This is a genomic window from Leucobacter sp. OH1287, from assembly GCF_003859945.1.
Classification (GTDB): domain Bacteria; phylum Actinomycetota; class Actinomycetes; order Actinomycetales; family Microbacteriaceae; genus Canibacter.
Genome location: NZ_RQYM01000002.1, coordinates 111,615 through 134,570, shown reverse-complemented (window position 1 = coordinate 134,570; position 22,956 = coordinate 111,615). Strand labels below are relative to the sequence as shown.

Genomic DNA, 22,956 nt, shown 5'->3' with positions numbered 1-22,956 from the left:
AGCCACTTTTTCAGCAGTCTATCTCACCAAAAACAAAAACGCGACCTCAGCTTCGCCAAGGTCGCGTTGTGTTAGCGCGTTTTATTGCGCTAACCGGTCACTATTCCCACTCGATTGTTCCCGGCGGTTTTGATGTCACATCGAGCACGACACGGTTCACATCCGGTACCTGGTTGGTGATCCGGTTTGAGATCCTGGCGAGCAGATCGTATGGCAGCCGTGTCCAGTCCGCGGTCATCGCGTCCTCAGAAGATACCGGCCGAAGCACAATCGGGTGTCCGTAGGTGCGGCCGTCACCCTGCACACCAACCGACCGGACATCAGCGAGCAGCACAACCGGGCACTGCCAAATCTCCGCGTCCTTGCCGGCGGCAGTCAGTTCATCACGGACGATCAGGTCGGCGGCGCGGAGAGTGTTTAACCTTTCCTCGGTCACCTCACCGATAATCCTGATGCCAAGACCCGGCCCTGGGAATGGCTGCCTGGAGACAATCACCTCAGGCACGCCAAGCTGCCGCCCGATCTCACGCACCTCGTCCTTGAACAGGGTGCGCAGCGGCTCAACCAGCTCAAACTTCAGATCCTCCGGCAGCCCACCGACGTTGTGGTGGCTCTTAATGTTGGCGGTGCCGGATCCGCCACCCGACTCAACAACGTCTGGGTAGAGGGTGCCCTGCACGAGGAAGCGGATCTCGTCGCCCGCCTCCGCAGATTCCGCAATAAGCTGCACCTGCGCCGCCTCAAAGGTGCGAATAAACTCGCGCCCAATAATCTTACGCTTCTCCTCCGGGTCTGTGACACCGGCGAGCGCACTCAAGAACTGCTCACGCGCGTCAACGGTAACAAGCCGGACACCGGTTGACGCAACATAGTCAACCTCAACCTGCTCGCGCTCTCCCTCACGGAGCAGGCCGTGATCCACAAACACACAGGTCAGCTGGTCCCCAACCGCGCGGTGCACAAGCGCTGCCGCAACCGCCGAGTCGACGCCGCCGGAGAGACCACAGATAACCTTACCGTCACCAACCTGCTGGCGGATCCGGGCAACCTGGTCCTCAATCACGTTGTCGGCGTTCCAATCTGAGGCGATGCCCGCGATCTGGTGGAGGAAGTTTTCGAGCACGCCCTGCCCGTAGTCGGAGTGTTTCACCTCCGGGTGCCACTGCACACCGTATAGTTGCTTCTCTGGTGAACCAAACGCCGCAACCGGGGTGACCGCGGTGGAGGCGAGCACATCGAAGCCCTCCGGAGCACGCTGCACCGCGTCACCGTGACTCATCCACACGTTCTGCTCTGCTGGCTGACCGCCGAGCAGTTTACCGCCGTCACCAACCACCTGCGCGTCGGTTGCGCCGTATTCGCGGTCACCGGTGTTTGCCACCTCACCGCCGAGCGCCCGCGCCATCACCTGGAAGCCGTAGCAGATACCGAAAACGGGGATGCCGAGATCGAAGATTGAGTCGTCGAACTGTGGCGCACCCTCCTCATAAACGCTTGAGGGGCCACCAGAGAGCACCAGCGCGAGCGGGTTTTTGTCACGCACTTCAGCGGCGGTAATCGTGTGGGGAACAAGCTCGGAGTACACTCCGGCCTCGCGCACGCGGCGCGCAATCAGCTGCGCATACTGTGCGCCGAAGTCAACAACCAGCACCGGGCGGGGTGCTGCCGGGGTTGCTGCGGGAGCCTCTGCAGTCATTTAAGACCTTTCGTTAAGTGCGTTTCGCGGTGGATCGCTACTGCTAGACGCGGTTGGCTAGATCAGGTTTCGAATTTCTGCGGCACATAAGGCCACGAATTTCAAGCCGTACGGCTAAATTTTACTGTATAGTCGGGGGTTTGTTCATGTCGAACTAAGCTGGGCCTGGCCGCTCGCCTGCTCGTCCTTACCTCGCGCGAGCTCCTCTTCAACGTTTCGGACAATCCAGCGCTCAACAATAAACGACAGCACGATAACGCAGCCCGCGATCGCAATCATAATGAACCGACCAAAGGACCAGCGCATCGGCGACCAGATTGAGAAACCAGCGATCAGGTAGACAACATAGAACCAACCGTGGAGGATCAGGAAGATAACAGTGAAGTTGATCCCCTCAGGGGCCACATCATATTCAACACCCTCTGGCGGCAGCTGCACCAGCTCTGCGATGGCGTTGCCGGTGAAAAGGTAGATGTCGCTGTGCATGAACCAGCGGATGCTTGAGATAATGTAGAGCCCGAACAACATAATGCCGGTGATCACAGACGAGATCTTAAAGAAGGTCAGCGCCTTGCGGATCCGCGGATAGTTCTCTGGTTTAGGCCGTAACTGCATTACTGCTCCTTGCTGTTTTTTCGCGCGGTCGCGCTGTTTTGTTCTGGCAAAGTCTCGTCGCTGTCGCCGGCGGCCCGCAGCTCTTTCAGCTCGTGCTCCTTCTCCCAGGCGTCACGGCACAGCCGCACCCAGAAATAGATCGCAAACCCGGCAAACACAACCCACTCAATCGCATAGAACAAGTTGAGCAGGTTCAGCGTCTCGGGAGCCTTCGGCGGCACCGAGTCGATCTGCTGCAGCTGATAGGCAGGCAGCTGCGAGGCAGTGTCGTGCAACACCAGGAAGCCCGCATAAACCCGCTCCTGCGGCTGCTGCTGCCAGAGGTTTAGCAACTGGCTCGGCACCATCGTGCTCATGCTGTTGGGCGGCTGACTGCCGTCCGGGATTTTCGCCGCCTCGGTCGGGTTGTATCTGCCGAGCAGCGGGTTCGCGGTTATTTCAGCGAGCGGATCCGCCTCAGCGTTCAAACGTGAAACAGTCTCGTGCGAGCGCTCCCCATCGGCGGTCCAACCGATTGCGACGGCGAGGTCTGCCGGATCCGCCCCACCGGTAACCAGGTGACCAACAACCCAGTAACCGGTTTCACCCTGGTTTGCTCGCTCGCTCACAACGCTGAAGTCGCCAGCTGCCCAGCTGCCGCTCACCTCGGCAAGATAGCCAGCGGCGGTGTCACTGATCGCGGTGCCCGGCGGGTTGAGCGTCTCCAGCGGGGCCGGTGTTTCACTGTCTGGCGCTTCGGTGTTGATCCTCACCGCGTGGCTCAGCTGCCACTGCGCAAGCCCGGCAAACGCCGCGGCCACAGCGAGGAAACCGAGCAGCGCAAGCAACCACTTCGGCCGCAGCATAATTTGCCGTACCGTCGGATCACCCTGATACTGCGGGCGTCGTGGTTTTTTAGCGGCCGGCTCACTCATTTGGTTAGCGGTTTGCCTGAATCAAATCTACGCGCTGGAACTCTTTCAGCTCGGAGTATCCGGTTGTCGCCATCGCAACCCTGAGCGCACCCATCAGGTTTGAGGTGCCGTCTGCGACGTTCGCGGGGCCGTGCAGAATCTCGGCGAGCGACCCAACCGGTTTCACCTCCAGGCGTTTGCCGCGCGGCAGTGAAGCGTGGTGCGCCTCCTGCCCCCAGTGCCAACCCTCGCCCGGCGCCTCTGTTGCGCGCGCGAGCAGCGACCCGAGCATAACCGCGTCAGCGCCGCAGGCGATCGCCTTCACAATGTCTCCCGAGGTGCCAAGCCCGCCGTCAGCGATAACGTGCACATAGCGCCCGCCCGACTCGTCCAGGTAGTCGGTGCGAGCCCCGGCAACATCCGCGATTGCGGTTGCCATTGGTGCGCGGATCCCGAGGGTTGCGCGGGTTACCGAGGATGCCCCGCCGCCGAAACCGACGAGCACGGCGGCCGCGCCGGTCCGCATCAGGTGCAGCGCCGAAGTGTAGGTTGCGGCGCCGCCAACGATCACGGGCACGTCCAGCTCGTAAATAAACTCTTTCAGGTTGAGCGGTTCGCGGCCGCTCTGGGCAACATGCTCAGCCGAAACCGTGTTGCCGCGGATCACAAACAGGTCAACGCCCGCGTTCACAACAGCCTCGTGATACTGCGCGGTGAGGTGCGGGGAGAGTGAACCGGCGACGGTGACGCCAGCCTCGCGGATCTCAGCAACCCGGTCACGGATCAGCTCCGGTTTAATCGGCTCCGCGTAGATTTCACGCATTCTCGCAACCGCGGCGGGGCCGTTTCCGAGAGCGGCGAGCTCCTTTAGCAGCGGGGTTGGGTCCTCGTGCCTGGTCCAAAGCCCCTCCAGGTTCAAAACCCCAAGGCCGCCCTGCTGGCCGAGCGCGATCGCGGTTGCCGGCGACATAACCGAGTCCATTGGCGCGCCAAGCACCGGAATCTCGAAGTTGAAGGCGTCAAGACTCCAGGCGGTTGAGACGAGTTCCGGGTCGCGGGTGCGTCGGGTCGGGGTTATGCCGATGTCGTCGAAGCTGTAAACACGGCGCGCCTTTTTTGCGCGGCCGATTTCGATCTCACTGCTCACTGATTTTCCTAAGCTCTATGGGTAGTAAACGCGGTTAGCGTCGATAGTTTGGTGCTTCAACAACCATCTGGATGTCGTGCGGGTGTGATTCTTTCAAGCCAGCAGCGGTGATTCTCACGAAGTTGCCGCGCGCCTTCAGCTCTGGGATGCTGCGGGCACCAACGTAGAACATTGACTGCCTAAGTCCACCCACCATCTGGTAAAGCACTGATGAGGCAGGGCCACGATACGGCACCTGACCCTCGATACCCTCCGGGATCAGTTTCTCATCGCTTGGCACATCAGCCTGGAAGTAGCGGTCTTTTGAGTAGGAGGTGCGCTCACCGCGGGTTTGTAGCGCGCCGAGCGAGCCCATACCGCGGTAGCTCTTAAACTGTTTGCCGCCAACGAACACGAGATCGCCGGGGCTCTCGTCGGTGCCTGCGAGCAGTGAGCCCATCATCACGGAGCTTGCACCCGCAACCAGCGCCTTCGCGATATCTCCAGAGTATTGCAGACCACCGTCGGCGATAACCGGCACACCAGCCGGGGTTGCCGCCTTCGCCGCTTCATAAACCGCTGTCACCTGCGGCACACCAACGCCCGCAATAACCCTTGTGGTGCAGATGGATCCGGGGCCAACACCGACCTTGATCGCATCAGCGCCAGCTTCAACCAGCGCCTTCGCCCCCGCGTAGGTTGCAACGTTACCGCCGATCACATCAACGCCCGCGAACGCCGGATCAGCCTTCAGCTTGGCAATAATCTCGAGCACACCGCGACTGTCGCCGTTTGCGGTGTCAACGACGAGTACGTCAACGTCAGCTTCCAGCAGCGCCTTCGCACGCTCCCAGGCATCGCCGAAGAAACCAACCGCCGCGCCAACGCGCAGTCTGCCCTCATCGTCCTTTGTCGCGTTCGGGTACTGTTCGCGCTTGTCAAAGTCTTTCACGGTGATCAGACCGGTTAGTTTGCCAGCCTCATCAACCAGCGGCAGCTTCTCGATCCGGTGCTTCTGGAAGATCGCCTGCGCCTCATCACGGGTGATCCCCTGCTTTGCAGTGACCAGCGGCATCTTCGTCATCGCCTCAGCAACCCGCATGGTTTTGCGATCCTCACTGCTGATAAAACGCATATCGCGGTTGGTGATAATGCCGAGCAGCACACCCTCGTCATCAACAACCGGCAAACCACTAACACGGAACTCGCCGCACAGCGCATCAACCTCAGCGAGGGTTGCGTCAACGGAGGTGGTGACCGGGTTCGTGATCATACCTGATTCGCTGCGTTTAACGCGATCCACCATCTCAGCCTGGTCAGCGATTGAGAGGTTACGGTGGAGGATGCCGAGACCACCGTTACGAGCCATCGCAATCGCCATGCGAGTCTCGGTGACGGTGTCCATCGCGGCGGAGATAATCGGCACATTCACCCTGACACGGCGCGTCAACTGGGTGCCGGTGTCTGCCTCGCTCGGAATCACATCGGTGTGCGCCGGCAGCAGCAGCACATCATCATATGTTAGTCCGGTAAACGCAAAAGGATCTCGCTGTTCCATTTAAAACCTCACCTTACAGCACGATGGTTATACTCTATCTAGTCTAGCGGTTCAGACGATGCCGTTGTAGCGTTTCAAACAGCAGCAGCGCGGCTGCCAGCCAGACCGCACCAAAACTGATCCACCGCGCAACACCCATCGGTTCGTCAAGCACCAGCCAGCCGTAAAAGAAGATCAGCATGGGTCCGATAAACTGGATGAACCCGAGGTAGCTGAGCGGCAGTCTCGCGGTTGCGGCACTGAAGCAGAGCAACGGCACCGCTGTGACAACACCTGTTCCGATAACAACCAACGCGGTGACAGTACCGGTTGAGAATCCGTGCAGCGGCTCCTGCTGTGCCAGTAACAGCAACTGCAGCAGCGCAAGCGGCAACACCGCCACCGTCTCGAGGGTTAGGCCCGTGACAACCGTGGTGTTGGTTTTCATTGCTTTGCGGATCGCGCCATAGCTGCCGAACGAGAACGCCAGCCCCAGCGCCACCGCCGGGAACTCGCCGTAAACAATCACCCCGACAAGCACCCCAACCGTCACAACCGCGAGGGCGATCCAGCGGATCCGACTGAGTTTCTCACGCCAGATAACAACCCCGAGCAGCACCGTCACAATCGGGTTAATAAAGTAGCCGAGCGAGGTTTCAAGCACGAGGCCGTTAAGCACCCCGTACACGTAAAGCTGCCAGTTGATGTAGAGCAGCACACCGCTGACAAGAAACCACAGCAGCTGTTTTGGTTTGCGGAGGATCTGTATCAGTTCGCTCCACTGTCTGAGGATCAGCAGCAGAATCACGCAGAACCCGAGGCAGGTGATAACCCGCCAGGGAATAACCTCGAGCGCGTTGAGGTGTTGCAGCAGCCCGAAATAGATCGGGAAAAGACCCCACAGCACGTAGGCTGTGATGCCGTACCAGAGACCGCTTTTGCTTTGCACGGTTTACATCATACTACCGGTGAGGCGGGTCAGTGGCGGCGCTGGGCTGGGGTGCTTGGCGGCTGGCGGATCCGCACAAACTGCCGCGCTTTGCTCGCTGCCGCGGAGGGGCGAGAATGAAACGGCGACCACCCCAAACCGGGGCGGCCGCCTAAGGTTTTAGCTTGCCTGGCGCTTAGCGCTCAACAACAGCGAGCAGGTCGCGTGAGGAGAGCACGATGAACTCGTCAACGCCGTACTTCACCTCGGTGCCAGCGTACTTTGCGTAGATTACGCGGTCGCCAACCTTGACGTCGAGTGGTACACGGTTGCCGTTGTCGTCAACACGACCCGGACCAACAGCGAGCACCTCGCCCTCCTGCGGCTTCTCTTTAGCGCTGTCAGGAATTACAAGACCGGAAGCGGTTGTCTGCTCAGCCTCAACCTGCTTAATAATGATACGATCCTCGAGTGGTTTAAGTGTTACTGACACAGTAGCCCTTTCTATTAAAACTGTCTTGCCAACAAAACCCTAACAAACCGCGCTGGGATTTCGGTGCTACCTAAAATCGCAGCCGCAGCCCGCTTGCAGAGCAGTGCTCGCCTTCAATACAAGAGCAATTTTATTAAGCATCCTGGCCTGCTGCAACACGGCAACGCCCTTTCGGGGCCGGTTTAAGCTGCTGGCGTACGAACAAACCAGGATACACTTATGCCATGCTCTCTAACGCCGCCTCCGCGTCCACGCTGCCGGGCTGGGATTTTCTGTTGACACCCGCCGGCGCCGCCGCCACCAAAACCGCCCACGCGCTCCTCGCCGAGGGCAGTTCACCGCTGGCGGTTAACCAGCTGCTGCGGCAGGGTTCTGCGGGTGTCTTCCGGGATGGATCCGACAGCGCCGCTATTGCGGGGGCGACCGTCGAGCAAAATGCCGCCGCTGCGGGGGCTAGCGGCGAGCAAACCCCCGCCGCTGGCTTAACCGGTGAGCAAACCGCCGCCGCTCTCAAACAGGCGGAGCTGCGGATTAGAGCCGAGGCGAAGTTTGGGTCGCTGGCGAGCGAGTTGCTGTTCACCCCCGCGGGTCTGGAGCAGGCTACGCGCTGGCAGGTGGCGGATCTGCACGCCGCCCGGTTCGCCGGTGCTGGCGCCCAGCGGGTTGCCGACCTGGGGTGCGGAATCGGCGCGGAATCGCTCGCGCTGCAGCGGGCGGGACTAACCCCGCTCGCGGTTGAGATTGATCCGCTGACCGCCGCTTTTGCCGAGCACAATCTGCGCCAGCAGCCTCTCTGCAGCCCCGACTCCGCTAGCTCCCCGGAGGTCGCCTGCGCCGCGGCCGAGGACTTTAACCCGCGAGACGCCGACGCGGTCTTCTTCGACCCCGCCAGAAGAACCTCCGGTCACCGCGATACCCGACGAGTGAGCCCGGACGACTACTCCCCCAGCCTCGAGTTTGTGTGGCAAATCGCAAACCAGCTGCCGACCGGTGTGAAACTCGGCCCCGGGTTCCCCAACGAGCTTATCCCCGCAGAGGCGGAGGCGCAGTGGGTTTCGGTTAACGGCCAGGCGGTTGAGCTGAGCCTCTGGTTCGACTCACTCCGCCGCCCCGGAATCAGCCGCTCAGCGGTTGTTTTCCAGGGTGAGCAGAAGAGCGAACTAACCGCCGAAACCACGATTGGCGGCGACCCGGACGATCCGCTCGCAAACCCGCCGATAACCGAGCTCACCGACCCCGCCGAGCTGGTCGGCATGACGCTCTATGAACCGGACCCGGCGGTCATTCGCGCACGCCTTATCGGTGCGGCGGCAGAGCCACTCGCGGGGGCGCTGGTGGATCCACAAATCGCCTATTTTGTTTCACCAGAGGCCAGAAAAACCCCTTTCGCGGCCGGTTTTAGGGTGCTTGCTGTGTGCCCGTTCAAGAGCAAGGCGATCGGTCAGCTGCTGCGCGAGTTCGAGGTGGGCAAGCTAGAGATTAAGAAACGCGGGGTGGATGTTGTGCCTGAGCAGCTTCGGCGGTCATTGAAACTGCGGGGGCGCAGGCAGGCGACGCTGATTATCACGCGGTTTCGGGGCGGGCGGATCGCGCTGCTCGCCGACCGCATCTAGCTCGCCGGAAAACAAACCGGCCGCCCTGTATTAACAGAACGGCCGGCTTATTTCACAGCGTTTGCTGCGGCGGTTACTTCACACCGAGCTCGATGTTTGCGCCCGGAATAGCGCCGAGCAGGTTCTTGGTGTAATCGTGTTGCGGGTTGTCGAACACCTCATCGGTTGTCGCCTGCTCCACGATTTTGCCCTGCTGCATAACACACACCTGGTCGGCGATCAGCCGCACAACCGCGAGGTCGTGGGTGATGAACAGGTATGTCAGACCGAGCTCGTGCTGCAGCTGCGCGAGCAGATCCAGCACCTGCGCCTGCACCAGCACGTCAAGCGCCGAAACCGCCTCATCGAGCACCAGAATATCTGGTTTCAGGGCGAGGCCGCGGGCGACCGCAACACGCTGACGCTGTCCTCCGGAGAGCTCGTTCGGGTAACGTGTCGCCAGTGAGCGCGGCAGCGCAACCTGGTCGAGCAGCTCATAAACCCGCTCGCGACGGCTGGTTCTGTCACCAACGCCGTGCACGCTCAGCGGCTCACCAATAATATTGCCGATGCTCACCATCGGATCAAGCGACCCGTATGGATCCTGGAACACCGGCTGCAGTGTGCTCCGCAGCTCAAACAGCTCACGGCCTGAAATACCGGTTGTGTCCTTACCGTTGATCAGCACCGAACCACTGGTTGGTTTCTCCAGCTGCAGCACCATCTTCGCGATCGTCGACTTACCCGAGCCGGACTCACCCACGAGCGCGAGCGTCTCACCCCGGTTAATCTTGAAGTTTGCGCTATCAACCGCGGTAAACAGCTCTGACCCGAAATTGCCTTTGCGGATCCGATACTGCTTTGTCAGGTCCTTCACCTCGATAACCGGCACCGCCGACACCTGCCCGTCTGCCGAGCTATCGTTCTCGGAGGCGTGCAGCGCGGCAATCCCCGGCAGGGTTACAGCCTGGGTGTTGCCGAGTGTGCCGGTTGCCTGGATCCGCCTGGATGCGAGGCTTGGCGCCGCAGCAACCAGTCGCTTGGTGTACGGGTGCTGTGGGCGCTGCAGGATTTCCTTGCTCGGCCCGGACTCAACAATATTGCCGCGGTACATCACGATCAGTTTCTCGGCGCGCTCAGCGGCGAGACCCAGGTCGTGGGTGATGAACACAACGGTTGTGCCGAGTTCACCGGTGAGTTTTGCGAGGTGGTCGAGAACCACCTTCTGCACGGTGACATCGAGCGCGCTGGTTGGCTCGTCAGCGATCAACAGATCTGGCTCAGCAGAGAGGCCGATACCGATCAGCGCACGCTGCTTCATGCCGCCCGAGAACTGGTGCGGGAACTGCTTCATGCGACGTTCCGCGTCAGCCAGGCCGGCCTGCTGCAGCACCTCTACGGCACGCTGTTTAATCTCTTTTTTATCGCTCGCGATACCGTTGGCGCGGATCGCCTCCTCAACCTGGAAGCCGATTGACCACACCGGGTTGAGGTTCGACATTGGATCCTGCGGCACCAGACCGATTTCACGGCCGCGCAGCTTCTCCATGTCTTTGCGGTTGATGCCGACAAGCTCGCGACCCTTCCACTTCACAGAGCCGTCTGTGATCCGCCCGGTCCCGGGCAGCAGGTTGATAACCGCGTGCATGGTTGTTGACTTGCCAGAGCCTGACTCGCCCACAATCGCAACGGTTTCACCCGGGTAGATATCGAAGTTGATGCCGTGCAGCACCTCGTTGGGTGACTTTGGCTTACCAAACGCCACCTTCAGGTCACGCACACTGAGCAGTGGCTCACGCTGCTTTGATTCGTTAGTCACTTTGTTGCTTTCTGTTACGCTCATCGACGTGCCCTCGCTTTCGGATCAAGCGCGTCACGCACTACCTCGCCCATCATAATGAACCCGAGCACCGTGATTGACAGCGCAATCGACGGGTAGATCAGGTTCTGTGGTCGGCTGCGGAGGTGATCCTGCGCAGCGTTGATGTCGTTACCCCAGCTGAGGAACTCACCGGATGGCAGCCCCACACCGAGGAACGACAGGGTTGCTTCGGCAACGATTGCGCCAGCCAGCGACAGTGTTGTCACAACAATCACCGGCGCAATAGCGTTTGGCAGCACGTGCTTCACCAGGGTTTTGAACTTCGACAGACCGATTGACTCAGCAGCGGTCACAAAGTCCTGACTCTTCACCCGAAGGATTTCGGCGCGCAGAATACGAGCGGTGCTTGGCCACGCGAATCCACCAATCGCCAGCGAGATAACCCAGATGTTGCGGTGCTCAACGAGCACGCTCATCACAACAATCGCCGCAAGGATGTATGGGATTGAGAAGAAGATGTCTCCGAGGCGTGAGAGGATCGCGTCAACGATGCCTCCAAAATAACCCGCGAGAGCACCAAAGATCAGGCCAACCGTGAAGGTTAAGAGCACGGCGATAATACCAACCGAAACCGAGGTTGAGGTGCCGTAGATAATGTGCGCGTAAATGTCGCAGCCTTGCTCGGTGTAGCCTAAAAGACTGTTCGCGTCTGGCCCCTCGTTTGAGAAATCAAGGTTGCAGTACATTGGATCCAGCTTTGTAAACAGCTGTGGGAAGAGAGCCACAACCAACACCAGCAGGATAATCACTGCCGCGATCCAGAACATAACCCGCTTGCGCATATCGCGCCAGGCCTCTAGCCAGAGGTTGCTTGGTTTTTCGTCAACCTTAACCGCGTCAATCGGCTGCACCTCGGTGTCCTCAAACGGGGCAACATAGTGCTCACTGAGTGACAGCGGGGTCTCATTATTGTGTGTTTGCTCTTTCTTAGACATATCGAATCCTTGGGTCAAGCACTGCGTAGAGCAGGTCCACGAGCAAGTTAACAATCAGGTAGAGCAGCACCATCACGGTGACGAAGCTCACAACCGTAGAGTTTTCACCACGGAGGATCGCCTGGAACAGCTCGTTACCAACACCTGGGATGTTGAAGATACCCTCGGTTACCGTCGCGCCAACCAGCAGCACGCCGAAGTTTGCTGAGGAGTTTGTGACGGTTGGGATCAGTGAGTTACGCAGCACGTGTACTGGCAGCACACGACGGCGGCTGAGTCCTTTCGAGTAGGCGGTCTTCACAAAGTCCTGATTGAGGGTGTCAATTGTTGACGCGCGGGTCAGTCGCATACTGATTGGGAACAGTGAAACGCCCAGAACCAGCGCTGGCATCAGCAGTGAATAGAACGACACATTGCCGCCAACCGTTGCCGGGAAGATGCCCGCTTTAATGCCGAGTGTGAACTGTGCGATAAAGGCGACAACAAAGACTGGTACGCTGAGAATGATAAGACCAAGGATCAGGCTGAAGTTATCAAACAGCTTGCCCTTGCGTACACCGGAGATCAGACCGAACACAACAGCAAGTGTGAACTCGATAGCAATCGCCATCACAGCGAGCATCGCGGTTACCGGGAATGTTCTTGCCAGGATGTCGACCACCTCTTCGCCGCTGAAGCTGGTTCCGAGGTCACCTGTTAGCAACCCTCCCATGAACATCAGGTACTGCACAATGAACGGCTTATCGAGGTTGTACTGTTCTCTAAGTGCCTGAGCCTGCTCAGGGGACGGTGTTTTGTCTCCGAACATGGCGAGCACTGGGTCACCCGGCATAGAGAACACCAGGAAGTAGATCAGTAGTGTGGTTCCGAGCAGCACCGGGATCACCTGCAGCAAACGGAACAGAATATATTTCAACATTAGTTAGCCTCGCGAGTTATGTGATGGCTTGACAATAGGCCCCGCCGCGTATCTCCACGCGAGGGGGCCTATTATCAGTGCCTAACTAGCCCTTTTTGGTGACTTCGTTAAGGAGTGGAACAGAGTTCCAGCCGAATACAACGTTGTCAACCTTGTCGCCGTATCCACCTGTCACGTTTGAGTTCCAGAGTGGAATAGCTGGCAGATCCTTGAACAGGATCTCCTGAGCTTTCACGTAGTACTCATTAGCCTCTTCAGCAGATGGTGCTGCGTTACCCTGCTGGATCAGCTTGTCAAACTCTGGGTTTGAGTAGTCACCATCGTTTGAACCAGCTCCGGTGCCGTAGATAGGACCGAGGAAGTTGAACAGACCTGGGTAGTCAGCCTGCCAACCGGTACGGAACGCGGTTCCGATGGTGCGGTTGGTGATCTGCTCACGGAATGATTCAAAGGTTGGAACTGGGTTACCCAGTGCTTTAATGTCGAGGTTGTTCTTGATGCTGTTTGCTACAGCGTCAACCCATGCCTGGTGGTCACCGTCTGCGTTGTATGAGATCTTCAGTTCGCGGTCTGCTGGCCATGGGTTCATAGCGTTAGCCTGCTCCCACAGCTTCTTAGCCTCGTCCTTGTCGAAGGTCAGCACCTCGTTGCCAGGAATATCAGCGGTGAAGCCTTCAATAACTGGTGAGGTGAAGTCCTTAGCAGGGCTGCGAGTGCCCTTGAAGATCTTGTCGGTGATCTGGTCACGGTCGATTGCCCGAGAGATAGCTGCACGGCGGAGGGCACCCTCTTCACCTGAGAAGCCCTCGAGTGAGCTTGGGATCAGGAAGCTCTGGAACACAGCAACTGGCTGGTTTACAGCACGATCGCCGAGGTCAGACTCGTAGTTCTCGAACGCTGAGCTTGGGATTGCATCGAGGATGTCAAGGTTACCTGAGAGCAGGTCTGCGTATGCAGCCTTGGTGTCAGCGTAGAACTTGAAGTCGATGCCAGCGTTTGCAACCTTCTTTTCACCGGTGTATTCCTCGTTTGGCACAAGTTTTACACCGGACTGTGGGTTGATTGCGGACTCCAGCTTGTATGGGCCGTTGCCAACTGGCAGTTTACCGAAAGCTTCGATGTCCTCATAGGCAACCTCTGGCAGTGGCACATATGCGCTGTAGCCGAGACGGGTGCCGAAGTCTGCTGCTGGCTCAACGAGCTCTACAGTGAAGGTGAGGTCATCAACCTTCTTCAGACCCTCAAGCTTCTCAACAGACTCAGTGAAGCTGAAACCAACAATCTCACTGAAGAAGTAAGATCCGAGATGGTTGTTCGCCTTGTTAGCACCGAAGCTCCAAGCGTTGATGAAGCTGTCGGCGTTAACCGGAGTACCATCGCTGAACTTCATGTCTTTCTTGATCTTGATGGTCCAGAGCTTGTTGTCATCGCTCTCGATTGACTCAGCCATCTCGAGCTGGGTTTTACCCTCAGCATCGTAGCTAGCGAGACCAGAGAACACGAGATCAATGATCTTGCCGCCGTTTACCTCAGCCGTATCAGACGGAATCAGTGGACGCTGCGGCTCACCGCTGTTGACGCTGACGACGCCTCCCTTTGCGCTAGCGTCACCGCCGCTGTCACCGCCGTTTGCAGAGCAACCAGACAGAACCAGTGCACCTGCTGCGCTGAGCGCTACCAGACCTGTGTATATACGAGATTTCTTCACGTAGTATCTCCTCCTAACATTCATCCGGGCCATCCCCGCATGAACAATGTCGGTTTTATTGCATCCGTTGCAATGAGATAAGACTACCGAAAAGTTTGACGCTTTGCAGCGAAAATGGCTTATCCTGCTCGAATAAATCCACAAAAACCTGAAATGACGGGCTATTTTTACACAAAAATCGATATCAAATAGTTACACTGTATAGAACCCCCGGGCTTTTGCCTCGTTGCAAAATCCTCTCGCCACCTCTCATTGGGTCGATCCCTAAAGCACTCACTCATGAGTTCACCGCCAGCAGACTGCGCAGCTCATCTTCAGCCTTATCCGGTTCACGCCCTGGTCCAGCGAAAGCGTCAAGGATTCCCTGCAAACGCGAAACATAGCGAATGCCGCCATAATCTTCGGTCTCCACAAGTTCGTCCCCGCTCGCCGAAATCAACAGCACTCCCCTGCCTGGCAATGCTTCCTCGAGTGAGAGGCAAGCAGCTACCTCTGCTGGATTATCAACGTAAACCACCGGATCCGTCGTTGAAACGACGCTTCGATCTTCACGAGCCGCAGCCATTCCCGATACAGCGTAATCGAAACCTGCTGCACCGATTTGTTTCACCAGATTTTGCCAGCCATTCGGAGCAACAACTGTTCGACGAACAACCTTGCGCCGCGTTAGCTTCGAAGCGTTGCCTGCGTTTACTGCCAGTATGATAAGCCGCTCAGGGCTCCGCTTTCCGTTTGAGGCACCACGCTCAGAGCTGGATCCGCTCACTTTAGGGGTGAGCCAACCAGCCCGCCGCCAACGCTGCACCCAGCGCTCAGCAAGCTCATTAGCGCCAGAGGCTTTGCACTGATTCTGACTCGCGGTTGCGTTAACTGACGACTCCAGCAGTTTTCTTGCCGCGATAATTGCTGTCGGGTCACCCGCTGAAACAACGGTGTTACCGTTTATCTGATACCCGGTTGCCTCAAGAATTCGGGATAGCGTACCCCAGGTGGGATCCAGCTCACCCCGCTCGATCCGCCCAACAGTCGATGGCGATACTCCCGCGAGTGCCGCGAGTTCTTTTCTCGTGATTCCGCTCAGTGACCGGACATACTTAATAATTGTTGCCGCTTCCACTATCCTCACCCCGATTCGTTTGCGTATACGCAATTCTATCGTATAACACGAAGCCCGATCTCAAACAGGAACAACTAGAATGGTTGGGTGACTAAACTACCCGCTCTCATCGCTTTTGACCTCGACGATACCCTTGCCCCGTCCAAATCGCCCGTTCCGGGCGAGATTCTTGAACTGCTCGCACGGTTGTTAGCGAAGACCTCGGTTGCGGTTATCTCGGGAGGCAATATCACACAGTTTCAAACCCAGCTGCTGACCCCGCTAGAGTCGCTTTCCGCAACCGGCGAAGCAGCTGAGCAGGCGGATCCACAAACGGGCGCGGGCGTGACCGAGGAACAGCTGAGCAGGTTACACATTCTGCCGACCTGCGGCACCCACTATGAGCGGCGGGCAGACGGCGCCTGGCAGACCGTTTACCGTGAGACGCTCACCGTCGAGGAGCGCGAGCAGAGTCTTGCCGCGCTTAAGAGTGAGGCGCAGCGGCTCGGACTGTGGGAGGCTGAGACGTGGGGCGATATCCTCGAGGATCGCGGCAGCCAGGTCACTTTCTCAGCTCTCGGCCAAGAAGCCCCGGTCGCCGCGAAGGCGGCGTGGGATCCAACCGGCGCCAAGAAGAACGAGCTTGCCGCGGCGGTGCAGCTGCTGCTGCCGGAGCTGGAGGTGCGAAGTGGCGGATCCACCTCGGTCGATATCACCCGCAAGGGCATCGACAAAGCCTACGGCATGAAGAAACTCACCGCTCACACTGATATTCCGCTGAGCGAGATGCTGTTTATTGGGGATCGGCTAGATCCCGCGGGCAACGACTACCCGGTGAAGGAACTGGGTGTCAGGTGCATCGCCGTTGAGAACTGGCAGGACACCGCGGCGCTGCTCACCAGACTGCTCGCCGAGCCAGAGTAAAAGCCCCGGCCAGCCATCTAACCCAAGCGCCCAGAGAGACGAGCGAGACGCCGCAGCCGAGGCAGCGGCCTAGCCGTCGCTGTCGGGCATGCTCAGCTGACTGCTGAGCCGGGTCAGAAGCTCCTCAATCTGCGGCTGCACAAACCTGGCAACCGTCTCGCGAATCTCCAGACTGTGCCGAATCAGCTCAAAACAAACCGCCTGCCCCGCCTCGTTCGCAACCCGGTCAGAGACCGCGATTTCGGCCCGCAGCTGCTGTTTTTCGGCCGCGGTGAGGGGCGGCCTGGGGAGCGCCGGGGCGGCGTCACTCTGGTCCGCCAGCTCAGCGAGCGTGAACAGGAACGGCTGCGCTGTGCTCTCCGGCTCCGGGTCGAGGTCCATACCGTCGAGTTCCGGGGCGATATTAACGTGCGGATCATATCCCCGCTGCCGCCAAATCTTCTCCCCCTCCAGCTCCGCGTGGAGCGTGTGCAGGTGCTTCGCGGTGTAGTCGTCGACGCGCGCGTCTATAATCCGGTGCATCCGAATCACCAGCGCGTGTTTCACCTGGTGGGGTGTGTCGGCGGTGAATCCGGCAGCGTTCACCAGCGGCGATCCTGTGCAGCGCTTACAGAGGCTTGAACGGGTGCGGTGCATCTCAGGTTTCCACCCCATAACCCACCGGCGCCACGATTCAACCCCCTTAGCAACCTGCGATGAGGGGTCCCAGGTGGATCCACCCCGGCCACCGTCGGGCTGTTGCGGCCCCAGCTGCGCACCACCGCCCGCGGTCATGACTGTTCCCAGAGCCGGTTGAGCGTGTCAATCTCGCGCTCCCGCTCCGCCTGTTTCTCCCACAGCCAGCGCGGACGCACGTTCCGGCCGTAGATTTGCCGCAGCAGGAAATACCAGCTGAGAATCGGCCCGGTCGCCATAACGGCGGCGGCGATGAGCGCGTGCCAACCAAACCAGGTGTTTGCGAGCCCGAAGCTCATAATCGTGCCGCCAACACACCAGGTCAGATACCACAGCAGGAACACCACCAGCGCCCTGCCGAGCGGCGGCGCAAAATTACCGCGCAAAAGACTAATAACACCCCGCCACAGCAGAATCGCGGTCCCGATCAACGCAATAATTACCAGCAGCGGACCCTGCCAGTACGGGTGTGATTCAGGCACCGGCCACTGGTCGGTAAACCAGAACAGCAGTCCCCAGCCGAACAGCATAAACGCGAACAGCGAGACAAGCAGCATTGCCAAAACAATAACGGCAAACTCGCGGGTTATTTTACGCGTCGGCTGGGAGGTCATTATGCTGCGTTGGTCTCTGCAAGCGCCTCGTTGTAGTCAGCCATCGCCTGCTTGTTCTTCAGCTTCACACGGCGGCCGCGCGCACCGATCCACGCACCAAACCAGACAACCACCTCACGCGCCACAATTCCGGCGAGGATCAGTCTGGCGTGACTACCGATCTCGGTGAGGCTGCGCCAGCTGAAGCCGTCAGCCAGCTCACCGGTGTAGAGCGCATAACCGAGGGTTGCCGCGATCCACACCGCGCCCGCGATTGGGAAACCACCGAGCACATAAGCCCACCAGCCCGCTTTGCCGACGATCAGCACCAGCAGAATCAGCGCCAGCGCAAACACGCCAACCGGCAGATAGAACTGGGCGGAACCGAAGAACGGCAGCAGCACATCCGCAAAGAAACGGTTATCGGGCTCAACCCACAGCAGCTGCAGCAGCGCGTAGGCACCGCTGTAAACGCCCGCGAACACAACGGTTGCGAGCAGCGAAATAAAGAAGCCCGCGAGGCGGTTGCCGCGCATGTCAGGTTCGATCGGCGCCTGCACATAGAAGCCCGCCATCGGGTGATCCTTCTCGATGCGGACGAAGTTTTCGTCGCCGGTGTGTGCCGCTGCGGCCGCGTCCACCGGTGTGTATGGCTCGGTTGAGGTTTCGGCCGCACGTTTGCGGTAGAGCTCATCGGCCTCTGCGGTGTTCACCTCTGTGTAGGCTGCTTTCGCGCTGTTTACGCGGGCGGATCCGATCCCCGCTCCCGCAGCAACTCCGGCGGTCGCAGCTGCCGCGGTGGTAGATCCGCCAGCACCGGCAGCATCGGCCTCGCGCAGTTCGGCGTCACCGTCGCGGCCATCACCGTTCAGGTCGGCACCGTCACGGGCAGCAGCATCACGCGCTGCGCCGTCACGGGCAGCACTATCTCGGGCACCGCTGTCTGCCGCGTCACCGCTATCAGCAACGCCGTCTCGGGCGGCACCGTCTGCGGCCGCGCCGTTCTTCTCTTCCGACCTCAAAAACTCGGGAATCACAACCGGTTCAGCGGTTAGTGACTCGTCACTTGCTCGTGACACCGCCGCTTCAACCGCCTCGGGTGTGGCCTCTGTCTCCGGCAGCGCTGCTCCCGGGGTTTCTTTTTCGCGTGGTTCAGTCATTTTCACCTCTCAGCTGAGCAAAGTTACCTCTTGAAACTAACAAGCTGCAAGCCCATTCTCTCACTACCGCGCCGATTTTTGTTGAAATTAAACGGTTTTCCAGGTTTTTGGCGGCTCCGCACCCCCGACAAACGGAGCCGGTCTAATGCCGCAGCTCCCCTCTTACAAGCGGCCGCTGCTACACCACACACAGAAAACAAAGCGGGGGCGGATGCCCTAAGGCACCCACCCCCGTTTTTGCTTAGCTCAGCGTACTAGTCAATTGCTGCTAGCCGCTGTCGCCGCCGCTATTCGATTCCGCTCGGGTCGAACTCGTCGGCGTTGTAGCTGTCGAAGTCGACGAATGAGAAGTCGTTCTCGTCAAAGGTTGCTTCGCCGGCGAGAATCCGGTTCGGGTAGCGCTCGATGCTCGCTTCCTCGGTTGGCTCAACCTTAACCTTGCGGTAGCGGTCGAGACCGGTTCCTGCTGGGATCAGCTTACCGATGATAACGTTCTCTTTCAGACCGATCAGTGGATCTTTCAGACCCTCTGTTGCGGCCTGGGTGAGGACGCGGGTTGTCTCCTGGAAGGAGGCCGCACTCAGCCATGACTCGGTTGCGAGTGACGCCTTGGTGATACCCATAACCTCTGCACGCGCGGTTGCTGGGCGCTTACCAGCAACAACCGCTTCGCGGTTAATGCGCTGGTAGCGGGCGCGATCCACCAGCTCACCCGGCAGCAACTCGGTCTCACCGTGGTCGATAACGGTGACCTTGCGCAGCATCTGCCGCACAATAACCTCGATGTGCTTGTCGTGGATCGGCACACCCTGTGAGCGGTAAACGCCCTGGACACCACCCACGAGGTACTTCTGTACCGCGCGCTCACCCGGAACGTGCTTGCCGTTCTCGGTTGCACCAACCTGCAGCACATCCTTCGGGTCGAGTGTGCCCTGGATGAATGGCTGGCCGAGCTCAACGTGGTCACCGTCTTCAACAATCAGGTGAGCACGCATCAGCACTGGGTAAACCTTCTCTTCACCACCGTCGTCTGGGGTGAGGGTGATGCGGCGACCCTTGTCGGTGTCCTCGATTGTGATGCGGCCTGCGGCCTCAGCAATCGGTGAAGCACCCTTCGGGGTACGCGCCTCAAACAGCTCCTGCACACGTGGCAGACCCTGGGTGATGTCGTCCGCTGACGCAGAACCACCGGTGTGGAAGGTACGCATGGTCAGCTGGGTTCCCGGCTCACCAATCGACTGCGCGGCGATAATACCGACTGCCTCACCAATGTCTACGCGCTGACCGGTTGCCAGTGAGCGACCGTAGCAGGCGGCGCAAACACCAACCGCTGACTCACAGGTGAGCACGGAGCGCACCTTCAGCTCGGTAACACCGGCGTTGATCAGCTTGTTGATCGCTACGTCACCGACGTCTGATCCAGCCTCAAGCAGCACCTCGCCTGCCTCGTTAACCACGTCGGCTGCGAGGGTGCGAGCGTAAACGCTGTTCTCCACGTCCTCGTCACGCACGAGCACACCGTTCTCGTCGGGTGCCGCGATAACCAGGTCGAGGCCACGCTTGGTGCCACAGTCTGCCTCGCGGATGATCACGTCCTGTGAAACGTCCACCAGACGACGGGTCAGGTAACCAGAGTCCGCGGTACGCAGCGCGGTGTCGGCGAGACCCTTACGCGCACCGTGTGTCGCGATGAAGTACTCGGCAACTGACAGACCCTCACGGTATGAGTTGAGGATCGGACGCGCAATGGTTGCGCCCTTGGTGTCGTTCACCAGACCACGGATCGCGGAAATGTTCCGGATCTGCAGCCAGTTACCACGAGCACCGGAGGAAACCATGCGGTAGATGGTGTTGTCCTCTGGGTAGGTTTCGCGCATCGCCTCAGCAACCTCCTCGGTTGCTTCGGTCCAGATCTCAACCAGTTCACGACGACGCTCGTCATCGGTGATCAGACCCTTGTCGAACTTCTTCTGCACCGCCTGCGCCTGCTTCTCGTGCTGCGCGATAATCTCGCCCTTGTTTGCTGGGGTAAGCACGTCAGAGAGCGCAACGGTAACACCTGAGCGGCTTGCCCAGTAGAATCCGGCGTCTTTGATGTTGTCGAGCGCAGCAGCAACCTCAACCTTCGGGTACCGCTCAGCGAGGTCGTTAACCAGACCGGAGAGAGCTCCCTTGTCTGCAACCTTATCGAAGTAAGGGTAGTCCTCTGGCAGCGCCTCGTTGAAGATAGCGCGACCGAGTGTGGTCTCAACCAGCACCGGCTTGTCGTGGTGCTCACCCTGTGAATCGGTGTGCTGCGGGAAGCGGATCTTCACGAGCGCACCGAGATCCAGGGTGCCCTGGTCGAACGCGAGAATGGCCTCGGCGACGGATCCAAACGCCCGCCCCTCACCGGTAGCTCCCTGCTTGATGGTGGTCAGGTGGTGCAGGCCGATAATCATATCCTGCGCTGGCAGGGTTACCGGGCGACCGTCTGACGGCTTCAGGATGTTGTTTGACGCGAGCATCAGCATGCGCGCCTCAGCCTGCGCCTCAACAGACAGCGGCAGGTGCACAGCCATCTGGTCACCGTCGAAGTCAGCGTTGAACGCGGCACACACGAGCGGGTGCAGCTGGATCGCTTTACCCTCAACGAGCTGCGGCTCAAACGCCTGAATACCCAGGCGGTGCAGGGTTGGTGCACGGTTGAGCAGCACTGGGCGCTCGCGGATGATCTCTTCGAGCACGTCCCAAACCTCTGGACGGGCGCGCTCAACCATACGCTTTGCAGCCTTGATGTTTTGTGCGTGTGACAGGTCGATAAGACGCTTGATCACGAACGGCTTAAAGAGCTCCAACGCCATCTGCTTTGGCAGACCACACTGGTGCAGTTTCAGCTGCGGACCGACCACAATAACCGAACGGCCAGAGTAGTCTACACGCTTACCGAGCAGGTTCTGACGGAAACGACCCTGCTTACCCTTGAGCATATCGCTCAGTGACTTGAGGGCACGGTTGCCGGTTCCGGTAACTGGGCGGCCGCGGCGTCCGTTATCGAACAGCGCGTCAACCGCTTCCTGCAGCATCCGCTTCTCGTTGTTAACGATCATCTCTGGCGCGCCAATGTCGAGCAGGCGGCGGAGACGGTTGTTACGGTTGATAACGCGGCGGTAGAGGTCGTTGAGGTCGCTGGTTGCGAAGCGGCCACCGTCCAGCTGCACCATTGGGCGCAGCTCTGGCGGGATCACCGGTACAACGTCGAGCACCATTGAGGCTGGGCTCGCACCGGTCTGCAGGAAGCTGTTAACAACCCGCAGGCGCTTAATCGCGCGGATCTTTTTCTGGCCCTTACCCTCGGCTATCTGCAGGTGCAGGTCTTCGCTCTCGGCTTTCAGGTCGAGGCTCTGCAGGCGACGCTTAATCGCCTCAGCACCCATGAATGCCTCAAAGTAGTCGCCGTAGCGATCCATCAGCTCGTTAAAGACTGCGTCTTCTGGCTTCAGGTCACCAACCTTGAGCTCACGGAACTGCTCCCAGGCAGCGTCCATCAGCGCCAGCTCGGTGTCAACGTCGCGGCGGATCTGCTCAATCTCTTTTTCTGCGGCGGTGTTGGTGCGCTTCTTCTGGTCAGATTTTGCGCCCTCTTCCTCCATGCGCGCAAGGTCAGCCTCTAGCTGCTCCTGGCGGCGGGCGATCCTGATGTCACGATCGGTTTCAAGCTGCTGCTTTTCAAGACGCAGCTCGTGCTCGAGCTCCTCAAGATCCTCGTGGCGTCCCTCTTCGTCCACATCAATCACCATGTATGCGGCGAAGTAGATGACCTTCTCAAGGTCTTTTGGTGCGAGATCGAGCAGGTAGCCGAGGCGGCTCGGCACACCCTTGAAATACCAAATGTGGGTTACTGGTGCGGCAAGCTCAATGTGCCCCATGCGCTCACGACGCACGCTCGACTTGGTTACCTCAACGCCACAGCGCTCACAAACAATGCCCTTGTAGCGGACTCGCTTGTATTTACCGCAGGCGCACTCCCAGTCTCGGCTTGGGCCGAAGATCTGCTCACCAAACAGGCCGTCTTTCTCTGGTTTGAGGGTACGGTAGTTGATGGTTTCTGGTTTCTTTACCTCACCGAATGACCAGCTGCGAATATCCTCAGCGGTGGCCAGACGGATCTGGAGCTCATTGAAACTAGTTCCTTCGAGCAATGT

18 protein-coding genes are annotated in these 22,956 nt (G+C 59.2%); 2 read left to right on the top strand and 16 right to left on the bottom strand.

Annotated elements, in window-relative coordinates:
• Positions 1–100: 100 nt before the first annotated feature.
• The 7 genes from guaA to groES all read right to left on the bottom strand — a co-directional run bounded on the left by guaA (position 101) and on the right by groES (position 7,288).
• A complete protein-coding gene (gene guaA / locus EII30_RS01655; RefSeq protein WP_124885591.1) occupies positions 101–1,696 on the bottom strand; it encodes a glutamine-hydrolyzing GMP synthase in 1,596 nt (531 codons plus the stop codon).
• A gap of 144 nt (positions 1,697–1,840) precedes the next feature.
• Complete coding sequence (locus tag EII30_RS01650) at positions 1,841–2,311, bottom strand: DUF3817 domain-containing protein (RefSeq protein ID WP_124885590.1); 471 nt, start codon at positions 2,309–2,311, stop codon at positions 1,841–1,843.
• Positions 2,311–3,225: an SURF1 family cytochrome oxidase biogenesis protein gene (locus EII30_RS01645; RefSeq protein WP_124885589.1), complete on the bottom strand. Its 915-nt coding sequence runs from the start codon at positions 3,223–3,225 to the stop codon at positions 2,311–2,313. The genes EII30_RS01650 and EII30_RS01645 overlap by 1 nt, the downstream gene beginning before the upstream one ends.
• A gap of 4 nt (positions 3,226–3,229) precedes the next feature.
• A complete protein-coding gene (locus EII30_RS01640; protein WP_124885588.1) occupies positions 3,230–4,351 on the bottom strand; it encodes a GuaB3 family IMP dehydrogenase-related protein in 1,122 nt (373 codons plus the stop codon).
• A gap of 34 nt (positions 4,352–4,385) precedes the next feature.
• Positions 4,386–5,888: an IMP dehydrogenase gene (gene guaB, locus EII30_RS01635; protein WP_124885587.1), complete on the bottom strand. Its 1,503-nt coding sequence runs from the start codon at positions 5,886–5,888 to the stop codon at positions 4,386–4,388.
• Positions 5,889–5,931: 43 nt separating this feature from the next.
• On the bottom strand, positions 5,932–6,816 hold the full coding sequence (rarD, locus tag EII30_RS01630) for an EamA family transporter RarD (RefSeq protein WP_124885586.1): 885 nt from the start codon (positions 6,814–6,816) through the stop codon (positions 5,932–5,934).
• 175 nt (positions 6,817–6,991) lie between these two features.
• Complete coding sequence (gene groES / locus EII30_RS01625) at positions 6,992–7,288, bottom strand: co-chaperone GroES (protein ID WP_124885585.1); 297 nt, start codon at positions 7,286–7,288, stop codon at positions 6,992–6,994.
• 224 nt (positions 7,289–7,512) lie between these two features.
• On the opposite strand from groES, the gene EII30_RS01620 reads away from it, so the two are divergent.
• Entirely contained in the window at positions 7,513–8,901 is a 1,389-nt protein-coding gene (locus tag EII30_RS01620; protein ID WP_124885584.1) for a class I SAM-dependent methyltransferase, read from the top strand.
• 73 nt (positions 8,902–8,974) lie between these two features.
• Here EII30_RS01620 and EII30_RS01615 read toward each other — a convergent pair whose 3' ends face one another.
• The 5 genes from EII30_RS01615 to EII30_RS01595 all read right to left on the bottom strand — a co-directional run bounded on the left by EII30_RS01615 (position 8,975) and on the right by EII30_RS01595 (position 15,441).
• Entirely contained in the window at positions 8,975–10,723 is a 1,749-nt protein-coding gene (locus tag EII30_RS01615; protein ID WP_124885583.1) for an ABC transporter ATP-binding protein, read from the bottom strand.
• Positions 10,720–11,697 carry an ABC transporter permease gene (locus EII30_RS01610; protein ID WP_124885582.1) on the bottom strand — a complete coding sequence of 326 codons (978 nt, stop codon included), beginning with the start codon at positions 11,695–11,697 and terminating at the stop codon, positions 10,720–10,722. The genes EII30_RS01615 and EII30_RS01610 overlap by 4 nt, the downstream gene beginning before the upstream one ends.
• On the bottom strand, positions 11,690–12,616 hold the full coding sequence (locus tag EII30_RS01605; protein ID WP_124885581.1) for an ABC transporter permease: 927 nt from the start codon (positions 12,614–12,616) through the stop codon (positions 11,690–11,692). Before EII30_RS01605 ends, EII30_RS01610 begins: the two co-directional genes overlap by 8 nt.
• Before the next feature lie 85 nt (positions 12,617–12,701).
• Complete coding sequence (locus EII30_RS01600; protein ID WP_199731537.1) at positions 12,702–14,324, bottom strand: ABC transporter substrate-binding protein; 1,623 nt, start codon at positions 14,322–14,324, stop codon at positions 12,702–12,704.
• A gap of 277 nt (positions 14,325–14,601) precedes the next feature.
• Positions 14,602–15,441 carry a helix-turn-helix domain-containing protein gene (locus tag EII30_RS01595; RefSeq protein ID WP_158608624.1) on the bottom strand — a complete coding sequence of 280 codons (840 nt, stop codon included), beginning with the start codon at positions 15,439–15,441 and terminating at the stop codon, positions 14,602–14,604.
• Between the two features lie 87 nt (positions 15,442–15,528).
• On the opposite strand from EII30_RS01595, the gene EII30_RS01590 reads away from it, so the two are divergent.
• On the top strand, positions 15,529–16,344 hold the full coding sequence (locus EII30_RS01590; RefSeq protein WP_124885578.1) for an HAD hydrolase family protein: 816 nt from the start codon (positions 15,529–15,531) through the stop codon (positions 16,342–16,344).
• A gap of 69 nt (positions 16,345–16,413) precedes the next feature.
• Here the strand turns inward: EII30_RS01590 and EII30_RS01585 are convergent, their stop codons facing one another.
• The 4 genes from EII30_RS01585 to EII30_RS01570 form a co-directional block, all read right to left on the bottom strand.
• Positions 16,414–17,118, bottom strand: a complete 705-nt coding sequence (locus EII30_RS01585; protein WP_233569235.1) for a spermidine/putrescine ABC transporter substrate-binding protein — start codon at positions 17,116–17,118, stop codon at positions 16,414–16,416.
• On the bottom strand, positions 17,115–17,633 hold the full coding sequence (locus tag EII30_RS01580) for a hypothetical protein (protein WP_124885577.1): 519 nt from the start codon (positions 17,631–17,633) through the stop codon (positions 17,115–17,117). The genes EII30_RS01585 and EII30_RS01580 overlap by 4 nt, the downstream gene beginning before the upstream one ends.
• Positions 17,633–18,772: a hypothetical protein gene (locus EII30_RS01575; protein WP_124885576.1), complete on the bottom strand. Its 1,140-nt coding sequence runs from the start codon at positions 18,770–18,772 to the stop codon at positions 17,633–17,635. Before EII30_RS01575 ends, EII30_RS01580 begins: the two co-directional genes overlap by 1 nt.
• A gap of 287 nt (positions 18,773–19,059) precedes the next feature.
• The gene (locus EII30_RS01570; RefSeq protein WP_124885575.1) at positions 19,060–22,953 is read right to left on the bottom strand and encodes a DNA-directed RNA polymerase subunit beta'; all 3,894 of its coding nucleotides are present in this window, start codon (positions 22,951–22,953) and stop codon (positions 19,060–19,062) included.
• Positions 22,954–22,956: the final 3 nt, after the last annotated feature.